General features: G+C 71.6%; 16 protein-coding genes. 9 read left to right on the forward strand and 7 right to left on the reverse strand.

Annotated elements, in window-relative coordinates; translation table 11 throughout:
* The first annotated feature begins 9 nt into the window (after positions 1 to 9).
* Together EL493_RS27680 and EL493_RS27685 are read left to right on the forward strand one after the other, a co-directional pair.
* Complete coding sequence (locus EL493_RS27680) at positions 10 to 1,104, forward strand: ABC transporter substrate-binding protein (RefSeq protein WP_019048430.1); 1,095 nt, start codon at positions 10 to 12, stop codon at positions 1,102 to 1,104.
* Positions 1,105 to 1,197: 93 nt separating this feature from the next.
* Entirely contained in the window at positions 1,198 to 2,124 is a 927-nt protein-coding gene (locus EL493_RS27685; protein ID WP_019048431.1) for a dioxygenase family protein, read from the forward strand.
* A 60-nt stretch (positions 2,125 to 2,184) separates the two neighbouring features.
* Here EL493_RS27685 and EL493_RS27690 read toward each other — a convergent pair whose 3' ends face one another.
* Entirely contained in the window at positions 2,185 to 2,754 is a 570-nt protein-coding gene (locus EL493_RS27690) for a TetR/AcrR family transcriptional regulator (RefSeq protein ID WP_019048432.1), read from the reverse strand.
* 110 nt (positions 2,755 to 2,864) lie between these two features.
* On the opposite strand from EL493_RS27690, the gene EL493_RS27695 reads away from it, so the two are divergent.
* Positions 2,865 to 3,302: a DoxX family protein gene (locus EL493_RS27695; protein ID WP_019048433.1), complete on the forward strand. Its 438-nt coding sequence runs from the start codon at positions 2,865 to 2,867 to the stop codon at positions 3,300 to 3,302.
* Between the two features lie 13 nt (positions 3,303 to 3,315).
* On the opposite strand, the gene EL493_RS27700 is transcribed toward EL493_RS27695, so the two are convergent.
* On the reverse strand, positions 3,316 to 3,996 hold the full coding sequence (locus EL493_RS27700) for a TetR/AcrR family transcriptional regulator (RefSeq protein WP_036836515.1): 681 nt from the start codon (positions 3,994 to 3,996) through the stop codon (positions 3,316 to 3,318).
* Positions 3,997 to 4,091: 95 nt separating this feature from the next.
* Between EL493_RS27700 and EL493_RS27705 the strand changes: the two genes are divergently transcribed.
* Positions 4,092 to 5,369: a lipase family protein gene (locus tag EL493_RS27705; RefSeq protein WP_019048435.1), complete on the forward strand. Its 1,278-nt coding sequence runs from the start codon at positions 4,092 to 4,094 to the stop codon at positions 5,367 to 5,369.
* A 17-nt stretch (positions 5,370 to 5,386) separates the two neighbouring features.
* Positions 5,387 to 6,946 carry an AMP-binding protein gene (locus EL493_RS27710; RefSeq protein WP_019048436.1) on the forward strand — a complete coding sequence of 520 codons (1,560 nt, stop codon included), beginning with the start codon at positions 5,387 to 5,389 and terminating at the stop codon, positions 6,944 to 6,946.
* 218 nt (positions 6,947 to 7,164) lie between these two features.
* On the opposite strand, the gene EL493_RS27715 is transcribed toward EL493_RS27710, so the two are convergent.
* Positions 7,165 to 13,038 carry an amino acid adenylation domain-containing protein gene (locus EL493_RS27715; RefSeq protein ID WP_019048437.1) on the reverse strand — a complete coding sequence of 1,958 codons (5,874 nt, stop codon included), beginning with the start codon at positions 13,036 to 13,038 and terminating at the stop codon, positions 7,165 to 7,167.
* Positions 13,039 to 13,179: 141 nt separating this feature from the next.
* Between EL493_RS27715 and EL493_RS27720 the strand changes: the two genes are divergently transcribed.
* Complete coding sequence (locus tag EL493_RS27720; RefSeq protein WP_019048438.1) at positions 13,180 to 13,560, forward strand: hypothetical protein; 381 nt, start codon at positions 13,180 to 13,182, stop codon at positions 13,558 to 13,560.
* Between the two features lies 1 nt (position 13,561).
* Here EL493_RS27720 and EL493_RS27725 read toward each other — a convergent pair whose 3' ends face one another.
* Together EL493_RS27725 and EL493_RS27730 are read right to left on the reverse strand one after the other, a co-directional pair.
* Positions 13,562 to 14,719, reverse strand: coding sequence for an epoxide hydrolase family protein (locus tag EL493_RS27725; RefSeq protein WP_019048439.1), 1,158 nt, complete (start codon positions 14,717 to 14,719; stop codon positions 13,562 to 13,564).
* A gap of 73 nt (positions 14,720 to 14,792) precedes the next feature.
* Entirely contained in the window at positions 14,793 to 15,488 is a 696-nt protein-coding gene (locus EL493_RS27730) for an alpha/beta hydrolase (protein WP_019048440.1), read from the reverse strand.
* Between EL493_RS27730 and EL493_RS27735 the strand changes: the two genes are divergently transcribed.
* Positions 15,487 to 16,374 carry an AraC family transcriptional regulator gene (locus tag EL493_RS27735; RefSeq protein ID WP_019048441.1) on the forward strand — a complete coding sequence of 296 codons (888 nt, stop codon included), beginning with the start codon at positions 15,487 to 15,489 and terminating at the stop codon, positions 16,372 to 16,374. The genes EL493_RS27730 and EL493_RS27735 overlap by 2 nt on opposite strands.
* Positions 16,375 to 16,428: 54 nt before the next feature.
* Here EL493_RS27735 and nrdF read toward each other — a convergent pair whose 3' ends face one another.
* Positions 16,429 to 17,391 carry a class 1b ribonucleoside-diphosphate reductase subunit beta gene (gene nrdF / locus EL493_RS27740; protein ID WP_019048442.1) on the reverse strand — a complete coding sequence of 321 codons (963 nt, stop codon included), beginning with the start codon at positions 17,389 to 17,391 and terminating at the stop codon, positions 16,429 to 16,431.
* 512 nt (positions 17,392 to 17,903) lie between these two features.
* Here nrdF and EL493_RS27745 point away from each other — a divergent pair.
* Both EL493_RS27745 and EL493_RS27750 read left to right on the forward strand, forming a co-directional pair.
* Positions 17,904 to 18,854 (forward strand): hypothetical protein, encoded by a 951-nt coding sequence (locus EL493_RS27745; RefSeq protein WP_019048443.1) that lies wholly within the window; start codon positions 17,904 to 17,906, stop codon positions 18,852 to 18,854.
* A 126-nt stretch (positions 18,855 to 18,980) separates the two neighbouring features.
* Positions 18,981 to 19,952, forward strand: coding sequence for a hypothetical protein (locus EL493_RS27750; protein WP_019048444.1), 972 nt, complete (start codon positions 18,981 to 18,983; stop codon positions 19,950 to 19,952).
* 8 nt (positions 19,953 to 19,960) lie between these two features.
* On the opposite strand, the gene EL493_RS27755 is transcribed toward EL493_RS27750, so the two are convergent.
* Complete coding sequence (locus EL493_RS27755; RefSeq protein WP_019048445.1) at positions 19,961 to 21,124, reverse strand: DUF3089 domain-containing protein; 1,164 nt, start codon at positions 21,122 to 21,124, stop codon at positions 19,961 to 19,963.
* Positions 21,125 to 21,235 lie beyond the last annotated feature (111 nt).

Consider the following 21,235-nt stretch of genomic DNA (forward strand, 5'->3'; position numbering starts at 1 on the left):
CTCGTGCGCATGCCGGTGAGCGCCCGAGTACGCACCCGATTCCGCCGCACCGCCGAGCAGGGCCGCCCGGCCCGCTCGCGCGGCATCGTCGCCGCCGCGGCGCTGCTGTGCGTCGCCGTGGTCAGCGCGGGCTGCGCGGACAAGCACGACGACGCGAGCACGATCGTGCGGACCACCACCAATATCGCGGGCGCCGGCGTCGTCGGGGTCGCGCGCGACACCGCCACCGCGTGCCCGCTGCCCAGCGCGCCCGACCCGGCCGCGGGCGCGACCCGCAGCGTGACCCACGCCGCCGGGGTCACCGAGGTCCCGGCCGACCCGCAGCGCATCGTGGTGCTCACCAGTTCCGCGCTCGACGCCGCCTGCGCGGTGGGCCTGTGGGAACGGGTCGCCGGCGCGGTCACCCTCGACGGTGAGCGGCCGCAGCCGATGTACCTGGGCTACGGCGTGCTGAAGGTGCCCAGCGTGGGCCCGATCGGGCAGCCCGATCCCGCGCGGATCGCCGAACTGAAGCCCGACCTGATCCTCGGCGACGTCGCCCCCGCCGCCGGTGGCTACGAGGCGCTCAGCGCCATCGCCCCAACCGTGCTGATCGGCTCCGGCGGCAGCTGGCAGTCCGACTTCGCCGCCTACGCCTCGGGCATGGGCCGCCGCGGCGCGGCCGACACCGCGCTCACGAACTACCTCACCGAAGCCCGCGACGTGGGGACCGCGATCAACGCGCGCCAGTCGCAGGCCTCGGTGCTGCGCTTCACCGCCGACACCACCCAGGTCCAGGGCACCGACACCTTCGCCGCCCAGATCCTGTCCGACGTCGGGGTGCAGCGCCCGACCGCGCAGCGCGGCACCTCCTACGACATCACCACCGACGACCTGGCCACCAAGGCCGAGGGCGACATCATCTACGTGATGTTCGCGGGCGAGGCCGGTGAGGACCACGGCAAGCAGGTGCTGAAGTCCGACCAGTTCGAGGCGCTCGGCGCGTCCACCGACCGGCGCGTGTTCGCCGTCGACGACAGCGTCTGGCACACCAGCGGCCTCACCGCCGCCCGCGCCGTCGTCACCGATCTGCGCAACAGCCTCAACGGCTACGTCACCGACTGAACCGTTCCCAGCGAACACCCAGCGTGTTCCCAGTTCCACCGCAGTGCCCGCGCCTAGCGTCGTCGACGACACGGTACGAGCGAAGGAGCGGTGATGGACGACCACGATCGGGGTTTGGGACACGACCTGCGGGTGATGTCGCGGCGGCGGATGCTGGGCGTCCTCGGCGTCGCGGGCGTGGCGACCGCCGCGGCGGCGTGCGCGTCCGCGACGGACTCGGGCGTCACCGACGCGGGCACGAGTTCGGCGACCGCGACTGCCACCCCGGCCGCGGCGCCGCAGGAAACCGCGGGCCCCTACCCCGGTGACGGGTCCAACGGCCCCAATGTGCTGATCGAGTCGGGGGTGGTGCGCTCCGATCTCACCACCAGTTTCGGCGCGTACTCCGGTGTGGCCCAAGGCGTTCCGATGACCCTGACGCTGAACCTGCGCGACCTGACCGCCGGTGCCGCCGGTGCGGGCATGGCCGTCTACGTCTGGCACTGCGATCGGGAGGGCCGCTACTCGCTCTACAGCGAGGGCGTCACCGACCAGAACTATCTGCGCGGCGTCCAGGTGGCCGACGACGCGGGCACGGTCCGCTTCACCTCGATCTTCCCGGCCTGCTACGCCGGGCGCTGGCCGCACATCCACTTCGAGGTCTACGACTCCCTGGCCACCGCGGTGGCGGGCGACAATGCGCGCCTCACCTCCCAGATCGCCCTGCCCCAAGACGCCTGCGAGTCCGTCTTCGCCGCCGACTCCGGGTACGCGGCCAGCGTCCGGAACATGTCCGGGGTGTCGCTGTCCTCGGACACTGTCTTCGGCGACGGCTGGGACGCCGAACTGGCGACGGTCACCGGCACTCCCGCCACCGGGATGGCGGTGGCGCTGACCATCGGCGTCGCGGCGAAGGCGCAGAACACCCAGTCCCCGGGGCAGCCGCCCGCCGGTGGTCCCGCCGGTTCGCCGCCCGGTGGTGGCCCCGCGGGCTCGCCGCCGCCCGGTGGCCAGGGTCCCGGTGCGACGCCGCCCCGGTAGACCGGAGATTCCGCGCGGGCGGACCGCGCCGCCGTCCGCCCGCGCGAAAGCGGTTCACGCTCAGTCGAACTGCACCGTAGCGAGCATCTCGCGCGCGAGCTGTTCGGGATCCGCCGACGACGCCAGCTCCGACCCGTCGAGCGCACCCTCCCGCCACAGCGTCGCGAAACCGTGCACCAGCGACCAGGCCGCGAGCCGGGTGGACCGCTGCCGATCGGCCGACCGCCCGGACTGCAACTCGGCGATCCCCGCCCGCAGCGCCGCCCCCGAGCGCGCCCTGGCCGCCGCCAGGTCGGGGTCGTCGGCGCGCAGCACCTCCCGCCGGTACATGATGTCGAAGCGGCCGGGATTGGCCAGCGCGAAGCGGATGTAGGCGACCGCGACCTCGCGCATGTCCTCGCCCGCCGCCGCCAACTCCGTTGCCAGCAGGTCGAATCCCTCGATCGCCAGCGCCGTGAACAGGCCCGCCCGATCACCGAAGTGATGCGCGGGCGCGGCGTGCGAGACCCCGGCGCGGCGGGCCAGGGCGCGCAGCGACACCGCCTCGATGCCCTCGGCCGCGATCTGCTCGGCCGCCGAGTCCAGCAGCGCGGCCCGCAGATCCCCGTGGTGATACCCCGTCTTGGTCATGCCTCGATCCTGACGGACGAACTTGTCATTGACAAGTTCCCCCGCCGGTGCCAATCTAGTCAGTGTCAAGATTGGCAGCAGGCCAGTCGGCACCGCCCGAGGAGTTCCCCATGGCCCCCTTCATCGTTCTCGTCGTCATCACCGCCCTGACCAGGCTGATCGGCTACCTCACCGACCTCGCGTGGCTGGATTCCTGGCCCCGCGCCATCGCGATCGGCCTGGCCGCCATGTTCGCCCTCACGGCGAGCGCCCACTTCACCGAACCCCGCCGCACGGCCCTGATCGCCATGGTCCCGCCCCGCCTGCCGAACCCCGCCGCCCTGGTCACCCTCACCGGCGTCCTCGAGCTGGCAGGCGCCGCGGGCCTGCTCATCCCCGCCACCGCCCCCGTCGCGGCCGCCTGCCTCTTCACCCTCCTGCTGACGATGTTCCCCGCCAACATCCGCGCCGCCCACGCCGACCTCGGCATCAAATCCATGCCCCTCCCCGCCCGCACCGCCCTCCAGGCCCTCTTCCTCACCGCCTGCGCCACCGTCGTCTTCGGCTGACGCGTCGGTGCGCCTAGCCCTTCGAGCGGGTCGCGGCGGCGGCGAGGCCGAGGTGGACGATGTCGGTGAAGGCGGTGAGGTCGCGGATGAGGGTGTCGATGTCGCCGGTGGTGCCCGCGGTGGTTTGGTGCAGCCAGTCGGCGACGGTGTCGAACAGGCCGCCGATGGTGGAGACGGCGAGGGCGCGCAGGTCGATGCCGATGCCGTCGGCGGGGACGAATGCGTAGTCGCGCCAGAGGGTTTCGAGGAACTGGGCGGCCCAGCGGCGGTTGGCGCGGCGCTGCTGTTCCACCTTGGCCGATATGCCACTGGCCTCACCGAAGGTCACCTGGGCGACGCGGGGATCGTCCACGAGCGAGTGCGCGAAGGCCGCGAGGACGGTCGACACCACTTCCTCGCGCCCGCCCTCGCATTCGGCCAGCGCGGTGGCGACCTGCGTCTGCGCCCGGCCCGTGAGCTGCTGCAGCAGCGCCAGGTAGCAGTCCTCCTTGCTGTCGAACAGCTCGTAGAAGGCCTTGTTGCCCACGAAGGCGGTCTGGCAGATCTGCTCGATCGCGGTGTTGACGTAGCCGTCGGCGGCGATCAGCTCGAACGCGGCGGCCAGGATCTGCTCACGCCTGCGGGCGCGGCGCTGCTCGGCGTCCAGCCCCTGGATGCGGCGGGAGCGCACAGGACTCTTCTCGGTCGACGTCACGCAGCTCAGCCTACCGATCGCGCAATATGAACAAGACCTCTTGTTACTAACAAGAGAACCTGCTGTAATCGGGATCACCTACCGAAGGAGATGCCATGCAGCGCAGCACGGCCACCCCCCGATCCCGGCGCTTCGGCGTGCCCGCCCTGCTGGCCGTCGTGCTGGCGATGACCGCCGGTCCCGCCGGAGCCGAGGATTTCCAGCTCCCCCCGTTGCCGAACGAGGCACAGGTGTATCCGGCGGTCGTGCCGCTGCCGACTCCGCAGCAGGACCCCTGGTACGACGATCCCGCCGACCTCGCCGCCTACGCTCCCGGGGACGTGATCCGCAGCCGCGTCGTGCAGACCTACGCGCTGGGCATCCCGGTCCCGGTGCACACCACCCAGCTGCTGCTGCGCAGCACCGACGCCCGCGACAACCCCATCGCCACCGCGACGACCGTGCTGATGCCGGGCATCCCGTGGCTGGGACCCGGTGCGCGCCCGCTGATCTCGTATCAGGAGGCGATCGACAGCCTGGGTCAGCAGTGCAACCCCTCGTACACGCTGCGCGCGGGCATCCAGAAGGAGGTCGCGCTGATGGCCCAGTTCCTCAGCGCGGGCGCGGCGGTGGTCGTCACCGATTTCGACGGCAAGCGCAACACGATTATGTCGCCCAGCGAGGGCCGGATGGTGCTCGACGGCATCAGGGCCGCCCAGCGTGGCGGGCTCGGCCTCGCGGCGTCGCCGGTGGGTCTGTGGGGGTATTCGGGCGGCGGCAACTCCTCGGCGTCGGCCGCCGAGCAGCGGCAGCATTACGCGCCCGAGCTGGATATTCGCGGCAGCGCGCAGGGCGGCATCCCGGGCGACAAGGTGGCCATCGCGCCGTTCGCGATCTCGGGACAGCAGCCGCAGGCCAACTTCACCGGCTGGCTGGCGATCCTCGGCCTGGCCCGCGAGTACCCCGAGTTCGACCAGGCCCTGCAGACCTACCTCACGCCGGAGGGCAAGCAGGTCGCCGCCGACCTGTCCGACCGGTGCCTCTACACCGCCGTGGGCACCACCCTGCTGCGGCCGGTCGCCGACTACCTCACCGACCCGGCCGCCGCACTGGCCGCCGCGCACGCGGGCCTGTCCGCCGCGAGCTTCGGCAAACCGGAGAACACCCCCGACATCCCGCTGCTCATGTGGCATTCCACCACCGACCAGTTGCTGCCCGCCGAGCTGGCCATCGACGATATCGTCGCGGGCTACTGCGCGCGCGGGGCGAACCTGCGCATGTTCCGGGTGCCGTTCTCCGAGCACATCAGCGCCGAGATCGTGCCCGAGATCGGCACCGTCGCCTGGCTGCTCGCGGTGACCGCCGGCGCCGATCCGGGACCGACACTGTGCTGACCCGAGGAAGTGTCACGATGGCGTCCGCGCTCCGGCGGCGCGCGGCGACGATGACCGGCCAGCTGCGTGCCATGCAGCGCGCCGGGCTCGTCGACCTGCGCCGCCCCGACGAACTCGTGCGCACCGCCCGCGCGATGCGCGTCTTCGGCCCGATCGCGGGCGGTATCCGCACCGCGGCCCGGCGCACACCGCACCGCATCGCGCTCGTCGACGGCGACTTGGGGGTCAGTTATCGCGACCTCGACCGGCGCACCGACGCGATCGCGGCCCGCTGGCACGCCGACGGACACACCGCGCGCGACACCATCGGCGTGCTGTGCCCCGACGGACTCCGGCTGGTCGAAACCATCGCCGCGGCGGCGAAACTCGGCGCGCGGCTGGTCCTGCTGAACACCGGGTTCGGTGCGGCACAACTCCGCGATGTGCTCGCCAGGGAACAGGTCGACGCGCTGGTCGTCGATCCGGAACTGGCCGCCCGCGTCGGCGACCTCGGTGACATCACGCTGCTGGACACCGCCGGCGCCGAACTCGGCGCACGCGCACCCGTCCCGGCCCGGCAGGGCGGTTTCGTCCTGCTCACCGGCGGCACCACCGGCACGCCGAAGGGGGCGCCGCGTCGGGTCGAATCACCCTTGGCCGGAGCGCAATTCGTCGACCGGGTGCCGCTGCGGCGCGGCCAGACCGTGCTGCTGTGCGCGCCGCTGTTCCACGGCACCGCCCTCTCTCAGTTCATCCTGGCGCTGAATCTGGGCTCGACAGTCGTGCTGCACGGCAAGTTCGACGCGGCCCGCGCCCTGGCCCAGATCGCCGAGCACCGGGCCGACATGATCGTGCTGGTCCCCACCATGCTGCGGCGGATTCTCGATCTCGGCCCGGAAGCGTTGTCCGCCACCGACACCGGCTCGCTGCGCATCGTCTTCACGGCGGGTGCCGCGCTGCCCTCGGCCCTGGGCACCCGGGCCATCGAGACGTTCGGCCCGGTGATCTACAACTTCTACGGCTGCACCGAGACCGGCACCGCCACGATCGCCACACCCCAGGATTGGCGCGCGGCGCCCGGCACGGTGGGCAAGGCGCCGGTCGGGATCACGGTGGCGCTGTTCGACGGCGACACCGAGGTCACCGAGCCGGGAGTGGTTGGCACCGTGCACGTCGGCAACTCGATCGCCTTCCACGGCTACTCCGGCGGCGGCTCCAAACAGCTCAGGGGCGGTTTGATGAGCACCGGCGACCTCGGCCATTTCGACGCCGGCGGCAGGCTTTTCATCGACGGACGCGACGACGACATGATCGTCTCCGGCGGCGAGAACGTCTTCCCCGGCGAAGTCGAGGACCTGCTCTACACCCACCCCGCCATCATCGAGGCGGCGGTGATCGGCGTGCCCGACGCGGAGTTCGGACAGCGGCTGGCCGCGTTCGTCGTCCGCGCCGGGGACCTCGACGCCGACACCGTGCGCGCCTACGTGAAGTCCGCGCTGGCCCGCTTCAAGGCCCCGCGCGACGTGGTGTTCGTCGACGAGCTGCCGCGCACCCCCACCGGCAAGATCGACCGCCGCGGACTCGCGGCACTGGGCTGACAATGGTGGCGGCGACGAGGGGTCGCCGCCACCGTCAGCCTGTCCGCTGGCGCGGCACCGGCCCGTCGAAGGCCTCCGCCACCATCAGTCTCCCCTCACCGCAGCGCGCGCTCGATGAGGAGTCGTGACCATCGTCAGCACGCCCGTCGCTGCGGCGGGTCGACGAGGGCGGCGGCCAAGGCGGGGCCGACGGTCTCGCAGGCTGGTCGTGACCATCGTCAGCACGCCCGTCGCTGCGGCGGGTCGGCGAGAGCGGCCGCCAGCGCGGGGCCGACGGTCTCCAGGGCGCGGGCGCCGGTGATGTCCCAGTGGGTGGCGTCGACGGCGATGTCGGTGATGGTGCCCGCGATGTGGTGGCGCCATCCGCTCGCCGCCCGGCCCGCGCCGCGGTCGTCGCGGCCCGCGGTGAAGAACAACAGGTCGCCGTCGAAGACGCGGGGGCGGTGGGTGGCACCGATGATCTGCGCGTGCAGGATGCCGGCGAACATCCGGCGCACGCGCTCCTCGGTGAGCACGGTGAACGGGCCGGGCAGCGTGGACACCAGGGCGACGGCGTCGTCGGCCGTGAAATCGGTGACGGGCGTATCGAGTTCGTGCTCGGTGCCGAACTGGCCGAGCAGATCGCCGACGGTGACCGGCACGTCGTTGCGGTAGCCCACATCGCCGACGAAGGAGTCGAGCATGGCCAGCAGTTCCACCCGCTCACCCAGGTCCCGCAGGCGCACCGCCATGGCGTGCGCGATGACGCCGCCCACACACCAGCCGAGCAGCCGGTACGGTCCGTGCGGCTGCACCGCCCTGATCCGCGCCACGTAGTCGGCGGCCAGCGCGTCCAGCGATTCCGGCTGCGCCAGATCTTCCCCGATCGCGGGTGACTGGATGCCGTAGAGCGGGCAGTCCAGCGCGCCGGACAGCCCGGCGAAACTCCAGGCCAACCCGACCACCGGGTGCACACAGAACAGGGGCGCGCCGCTGCCGTGGCCGCGCAGTGCCAGCACCGGCGCCAGTGCGGATTCGTCGTCGGCGGTCTCGGTGGCCAGGTGCCGGGCCAATCCCGCCGGAGTCGGGTCGGTGAACAGCCACACCAGGGCGATCTCGGCGGCGAGCTCGTCCCGCAGGCGCGCCACCAGCCGCGTCGCGATCATCGAGTTGCCGCCCAGATCGAAGAACGAGTCGTCCGCGCCGACCCGCTCGCGCCCGAGCAGCTCGGCGAACACCGCCGCGATGCGCTGCTCGACCGCACCCCGCGGCGCCCGATACGCCGTCGACCCGAAGTCCGGGTCCGGCAGGGTGGCGAGGTCCAGCTTGCCGTTGGCGGTCAACGGCAGCCCGTCGATGACGACGACCGCGGCGGGCACCTGATGATCGGGCAGCCGGTCCCGCAGTCGCGCCCGCACCTCGGGCCCGGTCACCGTCTCGTCACCGGGCACCACATACCCGATCAGCTGACGACCGGTCGCCGCGTCGTCGCGAACGACCACGGCCGCCGCCCGCACACCGGGGCAATCCAGCAGCGCCACTTCGACTTCCGCCGGTTCGATGCGATACCCGCGAATCTTGACCTGCCGATCAGCCCGCCCGAAATACTCGAGAGTGCCCTCGGCGTTCCACCGCCCGAGATCCCCCGACCGGTACCGCACCCCACCCCGCACGTCCGGGTCCGCGACGAACCGCGCGGCGGTGAGCCCGGGTCGATCCAGATAGCCCCGGCTCACCTGGGCACCCGCCACATAGATCTCACCGACGACACCCACCGGCACCGGCCGCAACCGCCGATCGAGAATTTGCACATCCAGCCCATCGAGCGGCCGCCCGATCGGACTCCCCACCCGCACACCCGCCACCTCGGTCATGGCCGCCGCAGTGACATGCACAGCCGTCTCGGTGATCCCGAACATATTGACCAGCCGCGGCCCCTCGGCCCCATACCGCTCCAGCCAGCCCGCGAGCCTACGCGGCTCGAGAGCCTCACCACCAAACACGATGCACCGCAGCGCAAGTGCGCCGCCGTGAACCCGGCTACCACCGGAGACACGAGCATGACCGGCCTTCCGAACGCCGTCCGTGACGTGGGTGGCGGCAGTGTCGAGGACACCAACCGCCTCGCCGCCCTCGCCGGTCTCGTCGGCACGATAAGAGGCACGAGCGTCACCGGACTCGCTGGTGGCGCGGGCGCCGCCGATGGTGCGGTCATCGGCTTCATCGAGTCCGGCGAAGGCCGAGGGGGTTTGGCCGAGGATCGTCACTCGTTCGCGGACCAGGAGCTCGCGGAGTTGTTCGGGGGCGCGGGCGGTGTCATGATCGACGACGACCAGGGTGGCACCGGTGGTCAGCGCGCCCCACAGCTCCCAGACGGAGAAGTCGAAGGCCGCCGAGTGGAACAGCGCCCACACGTCGTCGGCACGCACCGACAGCAGGCGCCGGGTTCGTTCGAGAAGCGCGACGATCTGTCGGTGTTCCACCGCGACACCTTTCGGTGCGCCGGTGGAACCGGAGGTGTAGATGACGTACGCGACGTTCTCGGCGCGAACTCCGGACAAGCGGCCGATGCCGACCACCCCCTCAGCACTGCCCGGGCCGCTCCGTACCTCAGCGCTCCGCGAGGTGCTCAATATCTCGCCGCACCGCTGGACATTCAGCCCCTCGGTGATGACACAGACGGGCCGCGCATCACCCAGCAGATAGTCGATCCGTTCGCGCGGATATCCGGGATCGACCGGCACATAGGCCGCACCACTGCGCACCGCCGCGACGATCGCCACCACCAGCTCGGCCGAGCGCGGGACGAGAACGGCCACCCGCCGCTCCGGGCCGGCACCGTAGGCGCGGAGTTCCGCGGCCAGCGCGGCACTGCGGGCATCGAGTTCCGCGTAGGTGAGGGTGGTTTCGCCCGCGCGCACCGCCACCGCGTTCCGATGCCGGTGCGCGGCGATGCCGAACAGGTCGTCGAGGGTCCGGTGGTCCGGACGGGTGGAGGGCGGGACCGTGCCGGCCGGGTCGACCAGGGCGATGTCGCCCACCGGTGCCGACTGGTCGACGGCGACGGCGCGCGCGATCCGCGCGAGGGTGTCGGCGATCCGGACGATGGTCGCCCGATCGAACAGGTCCGTCGCATAGGTGAGTGCCAAGCCGATGGTGTCGGCCGCAGGGTCGGACAGGGTGAGCTGGAGGTCGAATTTCGCCGGTGTATCGGCGGGTTCGAGCGGCTCGACGAGGAGTCCGGCCGCCTCGAGGGGCCCCGCCTCGGTGGCCGCCGTGAGAACCACCTGGAACAGCGGATGATGCGCCCGGGTGCGCGGTGGGTCGAGCGCCTCCACCACCCGTTCGAACGGGAGGTCGGCGTGGGCGAGTGCGCCGAGGTCGAGATCGCGGACCCGGCTGAGCAGCGCCGAGAACGACTGGGCGAGACCGACACTCGTGCGCAACACCACCATGTTGACGAACATGCCGACCAGGTCGTCCAGTTCGGGACCGCCGCGCCCGGCCACCGGGGTGCCGATGACGACGTCCTCCCCCGCGCCGGACCGCGCCAGCGCGACGGCGAACACCGCGTGCACCACCATGAACTGGGTCGCGCCGTGCGACACCGCGAGCCGGCGCAGGGCGGCGCTGAGCTCGGCGTCGAACGAGAACCCGACCACCGCACCGCGTCCCGAGGCCACCGCCGGATGCGGGCGGTCGACCGGCAGCTCCATCCGCGGCGCCGACCCGGCCAGCCGGGCGCGCCAGTACCGCAGCTGACCGTCGAAGGTGGCGGCCTCGTCGGCGAGCTGATCCCGCTGTGCCAGTGCGTAATCCGCGTAGGCCACCGGCAGTGGCGGCAACGCGGGCGGGGTGCCGTCGCGCCGGGCGGTGTACGCGCCGAGCAGATCACGCAGCAGCGGGCGCAGCGACCAACCGTCGGCGCTGATGTGGTGCACGACGACAGCGAGCACGTACTCCTGCTCGCCGAGCCGGAACAGCCCGGTCCGTAGCGGCAGTTCGGTGGTGAGATCGAAACCGGCCGCACCGAAGTCGGCCAGCGCGCCGGACAGCGCTGCGGGCCGGAGCGAAATCGGGACGAGGGCGGTGCGCGCCTCCTCGACAGGCACCACGTGCTGGACGCCGGTCCCGTCGCGGTCGGGATACCGCGTCCGCAGCGGCTCGTGCCGCTCGACCACATCGTCGAACGCGGCCCGCAGCGCGTCGGCCGACAGCGGTCCGCGCAACCGCACCGCCAGCACGATATTGTCCGCCGGCGACCGGGTGTCGATCCGGTTCACCACCCACAGCCGCCGCTGCGCCGGGGCGAGCGGCAGCGGATCCGGCCGGGTCCGGCGAGTCACCGGCGGCCACGGCGCGGCCTTCGACAGGCCGCGCACCGCCACCGCGAGCCGGGCCACGGTCGGCGCGTCGAACACGGTGCGCACCGGCACCTGCTTACCGGTCGCCGCCGCGAGCCGGGCGCCCAGCTGGGCGGCGAGCAGCGAGTTCCCGCCGAGGGCGAAGAAGTCGTCGTCGGGGCCCACCGAGGGCATGCCGAGCAGGCCGCCGACGATGGTGGCGATCAGGCGTTCCGTCGAATCCGTCGGTGCCGCAGCCGATCCCGTGGCGAAGACGGGTGCGGGCAGCGCCGCCCGGTCGACCTTGCCGACCGGCGTCAACGGCAAGGCGTCGAGTACGACCACCGCCGCCGGGACGGCGTGCGCCGCGAGCCTGACCCGGGCGTGGGTCAGCAGCGCGGCGAGGTCGATCACGTGGCCGGGTTCCGCCGACACATAGCTCACCGGCACCAGCGCGCCCGCGGGGTTCTCCCGGCCGACGGTGATCGCCGACCGCACCGTCTCGTGCCCGGTGAGCACCGCGTCGACCTCGCCCGGCTCGAGCCGGATGCCACGCACCTTGAGCTGAAAGTCGGTGCGCCCCAGGAACTCCAGTGACTCCGCCGCGCCGCGGCGCAGCCGCACCAGGTCGCCGGTGCGATACATCCGCGTGCCCGGCGGACCGCACGGTGCCGCGACGAAGCGCGCGGCACTCGCCCCCGCCCGGTTCCGGTAGCCGCGCGCGACACCGGGTCCGGCCAGATACAGCTCACCGGGTTCGCCCACCGGTACCGGACGCAACCGATCGTCGAGGACCAGCGCGGTCCAGCCGTCGAAGACCGAGCCGAGCACGACCGGCCCGTCCGCGTCCAGCACGGCGCCCGACACGAACACCGTGGTCTCGGTCGGGCCGTAGCTGTTGACGTAGGTCCGGCCCGGCGCCCAGCGCGCCACCAGCGCGGGATCCGAGACGTCACCGCCGACGACCACCCCGCGCAGGCCGGCGTGCCGCGTCGGCTCGAGCGTGGCCAGCACACCGGGGGTGAGCACCGCGTGCGTCACCCGCTGTCCCGCGATCAGCTCGTCGAGCTCACCGCCGCCGGTGATCTCCGGCGGCACGATCACCGCGGTCGCCCCGTGCGCGAAGGTCAGCAGCAGCTCCTGCACGAACAGGTCGAAACCCGTTGAGGCGACCTGCAATACGCGGGCGCCGTCGAGGACACCCAGCCGCGCCGAGATCTCGGCGACCAGCGGCGCCAGGCCGCGATGGGTCACCGCGACCGACTTGGGCGCACCGGTCGACCCGGAGGTGTAGAGCACGTAGGCGAGCTGATCCAGGTGGGTGGGGCGCAGCCGGTCGGCGTCGGTGAGCGCGGCCGGCGAGCGGCCCGCGCAGCGATCCGTCAGCTCCGGATCGTCCAGCACCAGCCAGGTGATCCACGCGGGCAGATCGGCGAGCAGGGCCCGCGTGGTGATGCCGATCGCGGCGCCCGCGTCGGCCAGCAGGTAGCGCCGCCGGGCCTGCGGCTGCCGCAGGTCCACCGGCAGGATCGCCGCCCCGGTCGCCGCGACCGCGCAGACCGCGCGCACCAGCCGCGCCGACCGTGGCAGGGCCAGCACCACCACGGTCTCCGGGCCCACCCCGTGGGTGATCAGCTCGCGGGCGAGCTGATTGGCCGTGGCGGACAGGTCGTCGTAGGTCCAGCGCTCGTCCCCGTCCACCAGGGCGAGTCCGGGGCCACCGCGACCGAGGATCGTCCCGAGGGTGGCCTGCTGTCCGATCGCGGTCATGCACCGATTACATCGGGAAGCCGTCGGCTCGGAAACCCCGATTTCCTTGGGCAAACCGCTGGTAGCAGGCCCATTGCTATCATGGCTGGCACTGCTCCACGACTCGGGCGCCGTCGCTACGGCGCCACCGTAGGAGGGAACATGGCTCCAGAATCCGACAACGCCGCCGACCTGGATCTGCCGTGGGCGCCGCGCGATCGCGAGTGGACCGGGCACCGGGCCGAGCACGACGCCCTCGAATGGGCCAAGGGCGACCCGCGCAAGCTCGCCAGCGTCTACCTCTACCGGCGCCCCGGCGGCAATCCCGCCACCGAGGCCGACTACAAATTCCCGGTCGCCGACATCATCGACGGCACGCCGACACTGGTGTTCCACGCCGTCGCCAATGCCGCGGCCCGCCTCGATCAGGCCGACCTGACCGAAGCCGACCGCACCACCGTCGAGCACCGGATCTCCCGGCTGTACCGGGCGGCCGCGGCGGCCTTCGACGACCCGGGCCTGCGCGCCCCGTGGGACCGCTGACTCAGCCCAGCGCGCGGAAGAACGCCCTGATGTCGCCGACCAGCAGGTCCGGTGCCTCCATCGCCGCGAAGTGGCCGCCCCGGTCGAACTCCGACCAGTGCACGATGTGCGCGTTGGGCTCGGCGTAGCGCCGGATCGCGAGATCCTCGGCGAAGACCGCGACCCCCGTCGGCGTCGTCAGCGGGGTGCTCGGCCAGGACCGGGAGTGCATCGACTCGTAGTACAGCGCCGCCGACGATCCGGCGGTGCCGGTGAGCCAGTAGAACATCACATTGGTGAGCAGCCGATCCCGATCCACCGCCGCCTCGGGCAGCCCGTCGGCCGGGAACGTCCATTCCTTGAACTTCTCGACGATCCACGCCAGCTGCCCGACCGGCGAATCGTGCAGCCCGTAGGACAGTGTCTGCGGGCGGGTCGACTGGATCCGGAAGTAGCCGTTGCCCTCGCCCTTGAACAGCGCGAGCCGGTCCAGCCGGGCCAGCTCGGCCGGGGTCATGGTGGCCTTGTCCGCGTCCGATACCGGACCGAACGGCAGGAAACCGAATGTCGCGGCGTTGACGTGCACGCCGATCACCCGGTCGCCCCCGGCGCGCGCCACCTCCGGGGTGATGAACGCGCCCCAGTCGCCGCCCTGCGCGCCGTAGCGCTCGTAGCCGAGCCGCCGCATCAGCTCGACCCAGGCCCGGCCGATTCTGGCCGCGTCCCAACCGGTTTCGCGCACCGGCCCGGAGAAGCCGAAGCCGGGCAGCGACGGAATCACCAGGTGGAACGCGTCGGCGGGATCGCCGCCGTGCGCGCCCGGATCGGTGAGCGGGCCGATGACGTCGAGGAATTCGACGACCGACCCCGGCCAGCCGTGGGTGAGCAGCAGCGGCGTCGCGTCCGGCCGCGCCGAGCGCACATGCAGGAAATGCACACGCTGCCCGTCGATCTCGGTGACGAACTGCGGATACCCGTTCAGCTCGGCCTCCGCGGCCCGCCAGTCGTAGCCGGTGCGCCAGTATTCGGCCAGGTCCCGCAGATAGGCCACCGGCACCCCGCGACTCCACTCGGCGCCCGGCTGCTGCGCGGGCCAGCGCGTGTCGGCCAGCCTGCGCCGTAGCTCGGCCAGTTCGGCCGCGTCGACTTCGATACGGAACGGGAAGATCTCGTCGCTCATGGCACCGACGCTACGGACCCCGTCCCGCCCCGGCCCGGTTTTCTCGCGCTCGCCGCCGGGGTGGGTAGCCGGGTCAGCTCGCGACGTCGAGTGCCGCCGTGTCGATCAGGTCGGCGATCGCGCCCGGCTGGGAGGCCAGCGAGGCGTGGCTCGCGTCGAGTTCGACGATCTTGCGCGGGTTCATCCGCGCGGCCATCCGCCGCTCGTTGTCCGGATGGATCATCCGGTCCTCGGTCGACACCTGGTACCAGGTGGGCTTGACCTTCCACGCGGGCGCGGTGACGGTGTCGCCGAAGGTCGAGCCCAGCGGCGCCTTCTGCGTCACCGCCATCACCAGCGCCTCCTCGGAAGTCAGGTCCTGGCAGAAGCTTTCGTGGAACTTGTCCCGCGCGATCCACAGGTAGCCGTCCGAATCGGGCGCGATGTTCGCGAACGCGGCGGGCGGGTGCTGCTCGCTGATCGCGCCGGGACTCTCCCCCGCGTCGGGCGCGAAGGCCGCGACGTACACCAGTCCCGCGACATTGGGCAGGTCACCGGCCTCGGTGATCACGGCGCCACCGTAGGAATGGCCGACCAGCAGCACCGGGCCGTCCACCTGCGCCACCATCTTCCTGGTCCGTTCGGCGTCGTCGGCCAGCGAGGTGAGCGGATTCTCCACCGCGTGCAGCGCCGGGTACCCGCGCCGGTCCAACTCCACGATCACCTTCGCCCAGTGCGCGGCACCACCCCAGAAACCATGGACCAGAACAACTGTCGGCTTCGCAGCCATGAGATGGTCCGACATCCTGCACACCGTGCGCCTGCGCGGCGACCGGCTCGTCCGCTGCGCTCCGCCCGTGCCCTTCGCGATCGCCGTTCCGCCCGGTCTGCGGCTGCTGCACATCGCCGAACGCGGCGACGTCGACCTCCACGTCGACGGTGACACCCACACCCTGCGCCAGGGCGATATGGCGCTGCTGGCGCGTGGTGACCGGCACGTGCTCGGCGCGGGCACGCCGGTGCCCGCCGAACGCGGGCTCAGCACCGCCGACACCTTCCGCCGCGTCGCCGAACTGGCCGATCCGGCGGCACCGCGCTGGATCACCGGCACCTTCGACGTGGAGGAGGTGATCGCCGACCCGCTGCTATCGGTGTTGCCGCCGGTGGTGCTGATCCGGGCCGGCGCCGAGCGCGACTGGCTGACGGTGAGCCTGCACCTGCTCGTGGTCGAGGTGACCGACGCCAGACCCGGTGCGGGCGTGATGATCTCACGCATCCTCGACCTGCTGTTCATCCACGCGCTGCGCGCCTGGTCGGCCGGTGACACGCCCGTCCCCGGCTGGCTCACCGCGGCGCTGGACCCCGCCTTCGGTCCGGTCCTCACCGCGATCCACAACCGCCCGGACCACCCGTGGCAGGTCGCCGAACTGGCGGCGCTGGCCCGGCTCTCCCGCTCGGCCTTCACCGACCGGTTCAGCAGGCTGCTCGGTCAGCCACCCGGCGCCTATGTCGCCGACCGCCGCCTCGAACACGCCGCCCACCTGCTCGCCGCCACCGCGGAACCGGTGGGCCGGATCGCGGGCGCGGTCGGCTATCACTCCGAGGCCGCGTTCAACCGCGCCTTCCACCGCCGCTACGGCATGCCGCCGCTGCGCTGGCGCAAACGGGGGCAATGAGCGACGGCGGCACACCCGAACAGGGTGCGCCGCCGTCGTCGGGATGCGATCCGGTCAGAACTCCCAGTCCTCGTCCTCGGTGTTGACCGCCTTGCCGATGACGTAGCTGGAACCCGAGCCGGAGAAGAAGTCATGGTTCTCGTCGGCGTTGGGCGACAGGGCCGACAGGATCGCCGGGTTCACCTCGCACTCGTCCTTCGGGAACAGACCCTCGTAACCGAGGTTCATCAGCGCCTTGTTCGCGTTGTAGCGCAGGAACTTCTTGACGTCCTCGGTGAGGCCGACCTCGTCGTAGAGGTCCTGGGTGTAGTCGACCTCGTTGTCGTAGAGCTCGAACAGCAGCTCGAAGGTGTAGTTCTTGAGCTCGTCGCGCTCGGCCTGGGAGACCAGCTCCAGGCCCTTCTGGTACTTGTAGCCGATGTAGTAGCCGTGCACGGCCTCGTCCCGGATGATCAGGCGGATCATGTCGGCGGTGTTGGTGAGCTTGGCCCGAGAGGACCAGTGCATCGGCAGATAGAAGCCGGAGTAGAACAGGAAGCTCTCCAGCAGCGTGGAGGCCACCTTGCGCTTGAGCGGGTCCTCGCCGTTGTAGTACGACAGGACGATCTCGGCCTTGCGCTGCAGGTTGCGGTTCTCCTCCGACCAGCGGAACGCCTCGTCGATCTCCTTCGACGAGCACAGGGTGGAGAAGATGGAGCTGTAGCTCTTGGCGTGCACCGACTCCATGAACGCGATGTTGGTGTACACCGCCTCCTCGTGCGGGGTGAGCGCGTCGGGGATCAGCGAGACCGCGCCGACGGTGCCCTGGATGGTGTCGAGCAGCGTCAGGCCGGTGAAGACCCGCATGGTGAGCTGCTTCTCGTCGGGGGTCAGGGTGTTCCAGGAGGGGATGTCGTTGGACACCGGCACCTTCTCCGGCAGCCAGAAGTTGCCGGTCAGGCGGTCCCAGACCTCGGCGTCCTTCTCATCGGGCACCCGATTCCAGTTGATGGCGCTTACCCGATCGATGAGCTTCATTCCGCCTCCACACCTTTCTGCCTCCACCGTTTACCCGCACCGCCGCAGTGCGCGAGCCCGTTCACCGTGAACACTACTCGTAGTGGGTGACAACTCCCGCCAACACAACAGCTTGTGTTGCGGCGTGCCGAACCCGCCCGGATCGACCGGACGACCGCACACGCGCGCGGCCCCTATTGTGCGGCACGCGCGCCGCACGGCCACCATCGCATCGCCAGTGATTCGCCCCATGCGCACCGCGCCGATCCCGCGACGTGAACCGGACCACCGCGCACCCGGCTCCGCTTTCGCTCCGGACACCCGGCGAACTGCGGCCATCTCCGGACAGGCGCCCGGGTCATGGGGTTCGTCCATGCCGGTGCGCCGTCTCCGGACCCGCACGGCGACAGCCGCTTTCGGCGGCTCGGCTACATTCGGTCCCGAGGTCCCCACCATCGAGGTGTTCGGCAGGGACCGGGCCGCGGTCGAGACCGTGCCGCGCGCCGCCACCGACCTGTTCCCGGAGGAATCACGTGCGCCGGTTGATCCTGCTCGCCCTCGCGGCCGTCACCGTGGCCGCCTGCCAGCGCGCCCAGGCGCCCGATTCGATGCCGACGGGCGGGTTCTGGTCCACCGCGGCGATCTCCGATCAGGAGAAGCTGGCGGTGCTGCGGAAGGTGCGCGCCCTCGACGTGTGCGCGCTGCTGCCGCGCGCCGCGCTGGCGGGCCTGGGCACGGTGCGCGAGATCGACAACACCGACCCGCATCAGTGCCGGGCCGGAATCGACGTCGAGGGGCACCTCACCGGCATCGACGCGACCTGGGCGACCGGGGTGGCCTTCACCACGGAGCCGATCACGGACGGGCCGGTCACCGAGCAGGCCATGGGCGATGTGCGGGTGCTGTTCGACGACGAGTCACCGGCCTCGGCCGATCCGCAGGTCCGCGGCAGCTGCCAGGCCTGGGCGCGGTTCGTCTCCGGCGCCGACCTGTCGCTGAGCGTGCGGGCGCCACAGGACGCGTGTGTTACGGCCGAAGCGCTGCTGCGGATCGCGCTGGTGGAGTGGCGCGGGGAACCGGCGCGGGGCACCTCGCCCGATTCCGACCGCACCGTCGTCACCGGGGCCGACCCGTGCGCGGTGGCACCGCTGCTCGGGGTCACGGTGCCGGTGGCAGGCCAGCGGGTCACCACCTGTCTGCTGACCGTGCGGGACCACGAGGCGATCATCACCTACGACTACAGCACCGAGAGCTCCATCCGCGACGACCTGCCCGCCTTCACGGTCGGCGCCAGACAGGTCTACCGATTCGACACCGCGGGCGCCCAGCCGGGCATCGCCTCGCTGTCCGCGGTGGTCGGTCCCGCGCTCGCCGCCGACCCGGCCGACGCCCTGCTCGGCCCGCGGGTACCGACCGTCTCGGTCACCGCCGACTCGGCCGTCGCGGAGCTCGTCATGCGCGAGACGCTGCCCCTGCTGCGCTGAGGCCGAGACGGTCACAACGTTCTGGGAACGACCGGCACGAGATGTTTGCGGCCGGGTTGCCCTCCCGGGCAGACTCGGTGGTCGGGCGTGCGTCCGGGCCCGGTTCGATCGAGGACAGGGGTGCTCATGGACCGCAGGATCGCACTGGCCGCCACCGCGCTGCTGCTCTGCGCCGCCTGCGGCGACGACGAGGGCACGAGCCCGGACTACGCCACACTCCCGCCCCCACCGGCCCCGCTGATGCCCGCCCCGCCACCGGAATTCTGGTCGCAGGTGCCCGGCGACCAGGCCGGGCGCGACGCGGTGGCCCAGGCGACCCGTCAGGTGGACGTGTGCGCCGTGCTGCCGCGCGACGCGCTGGCGCCGCTGGGTGAGGTCACCGGCGTCACCGTCGGCCTCGATTCGTGCCGGGCGATCCTCGGCAGCGCCACCCCGGGCGAGGGCAGCACGCTCACCTGGCACGCCACCCTGTTGCCCGGATTGACGCCGGGCGGGCGCGGGGTGACCAGGCAGCTCGGCGACGTCACCGTGCGCCTGGTCCCCGACCGCGACGCGGGTGAACCCCGCGCCTGCGGCGCGACCGCCGCCTTCCCGGCCGGGGCCGCCTTCTACCTCGGCCTGTCCACCCCGGGCCGCAACCCGTGCACCGTCGCCGACGAGCTGATGCCCGGCATGATCGACCGCTGGCGCCAGTCCCCGCCGCAGGGCACCTCCCCCGACACCGTCCCCACCGTGCTGCTCGGCGCCGACCCGTGCACCGTCCGCGCGAAACTCGACGGCGCCGTACCCGGCGACGAGCAGCGCCTGACCCAGTGCCTGTTCGGCTACCGGGGCGAGAAGATCACTGTCGGCTACGAGTACCGGGTGCCCGAGTACCTGGCCGCGAACAGCACCGAGGAACACCTCGACGGCCGCACCGTACATCGCTCGGTCTCGGTGTACGACAGCAGGATTCCCATCTACACCGCCGCCGTGGGCCCCGAGCTGCCCGCCGAATCGACCGCGTTCGGCCGGCGCGTCCCCATCGTGGAGGTGGTCGCGTCGACCGACGACGTCGCCCGGGACGTGATGGCGCGGGCGCTGACGCTGTTCCCCTGAACCGGCGCCTAGTTCGCCGCGGCCCAGTTCCCTGCCTGCTCGGCGGCGATGGCGACCAGCCGGTCGTAGCCGAAATTGATGTCGACGAGATGCGATTCGAACAGCGGGATCTCGTTCACCCGATCCGGGCCGGCAGTGGTGAGCTGGTAGAAGTTGTATCCGCCGCGTTCCCGGCACTGCCCGGTGCCGCGAGTCGCGGTCGAGGTCCACGACGAATCCGAGTGCGGCGGCGCCGCGGGGAGAGTGGTGTACCCCAGCAGGATCGAGATGATGCCGAAGGCGTACGGTGCCGTCGGCACCGTGACGGGTTGTGGCCCGTAGTCACCACTGAGCAGACCTGGGTCGGTACAGGCGACCTGGTAGCCCGGCCCGTACGGCAACCCCCACCGCATCGAGATCAAGCTCAACTCGGCATTGCCGAAGAACGACAACAGCGGATCCTGCTGGGCCACCGAATAGGCAACGACGCAGCCGTACTCACCGCGCCGCGAACACACCGGGATCGTGGTGAAGTCCCCGCCCGTGGTACTCCCCCGCGCTGTGGTCACATTGCCACCCATGAGCAGGGCACCCACCAACAGCGACCGCCGGGCGGGATCACCATCGATGTGCTCACGGATGAGCCTGCGCGCCATCAGCGTGCCCTGGGAATGACTGATGATGACAACGCCGCGACCGTGGTTCTCCGTCGCGAGGTACTCGTTCCACGCGTTCTCGATGTCCTGGTACCCGGGCTGGGTGAGATCGACACCAGTCGCCAGTGCGAGCGGCAGCGCGGGCAGGGTCGCCTGCCGGTAGACCGGCGCGAACACCCGGCACAGGTTCGAGAACCGGGCCGCCTGATATGTCGCGATCGACCGTACCTCGGGCTGGGCCACCGGATCCTGGTTGAGGGCGACCTGATTGCTGACCGTGGGATACAGGTAGAAGCAGTCGACCGGCTTGTCGGCCTCGGCGACCGAAGCGGGCGCGCTGACCTCGCCGGTGCCGAGGTCGGTGGTGTCGAGCGGCAGATCACACGGGTCGCCGCCCGCGGCGGGGTGACACAGCCAGGTGGTCGCGCCAGACGACGAATCGGCGGGTCCGGCAGAGGCCGTCCCCGGCGCCAGCACCAGGACGGCCGTCACCGCCAGTACACCGGCGCCGGCGCCGAACACCCTCGACCACATCATCGCGCCCCCATCCGCCTCGACCGCTCGCCGAATCAATCGCGGCGTGACGATACCAGCCGACCGGCCGGTCCGGACCCTGTTCGGCCAGGCCAGCGGAGGCACGCTCGGGGC

Origin of the sequence: Nocardia asteroides (assembly GCF_900637185.1) — a bacterium.
Lineage (GTDB): Bacteria > Actinomycetota > Actinomycetes > Mycobacteriales > Mycobacteriaceae > Nocardia > Nocardia asteroides.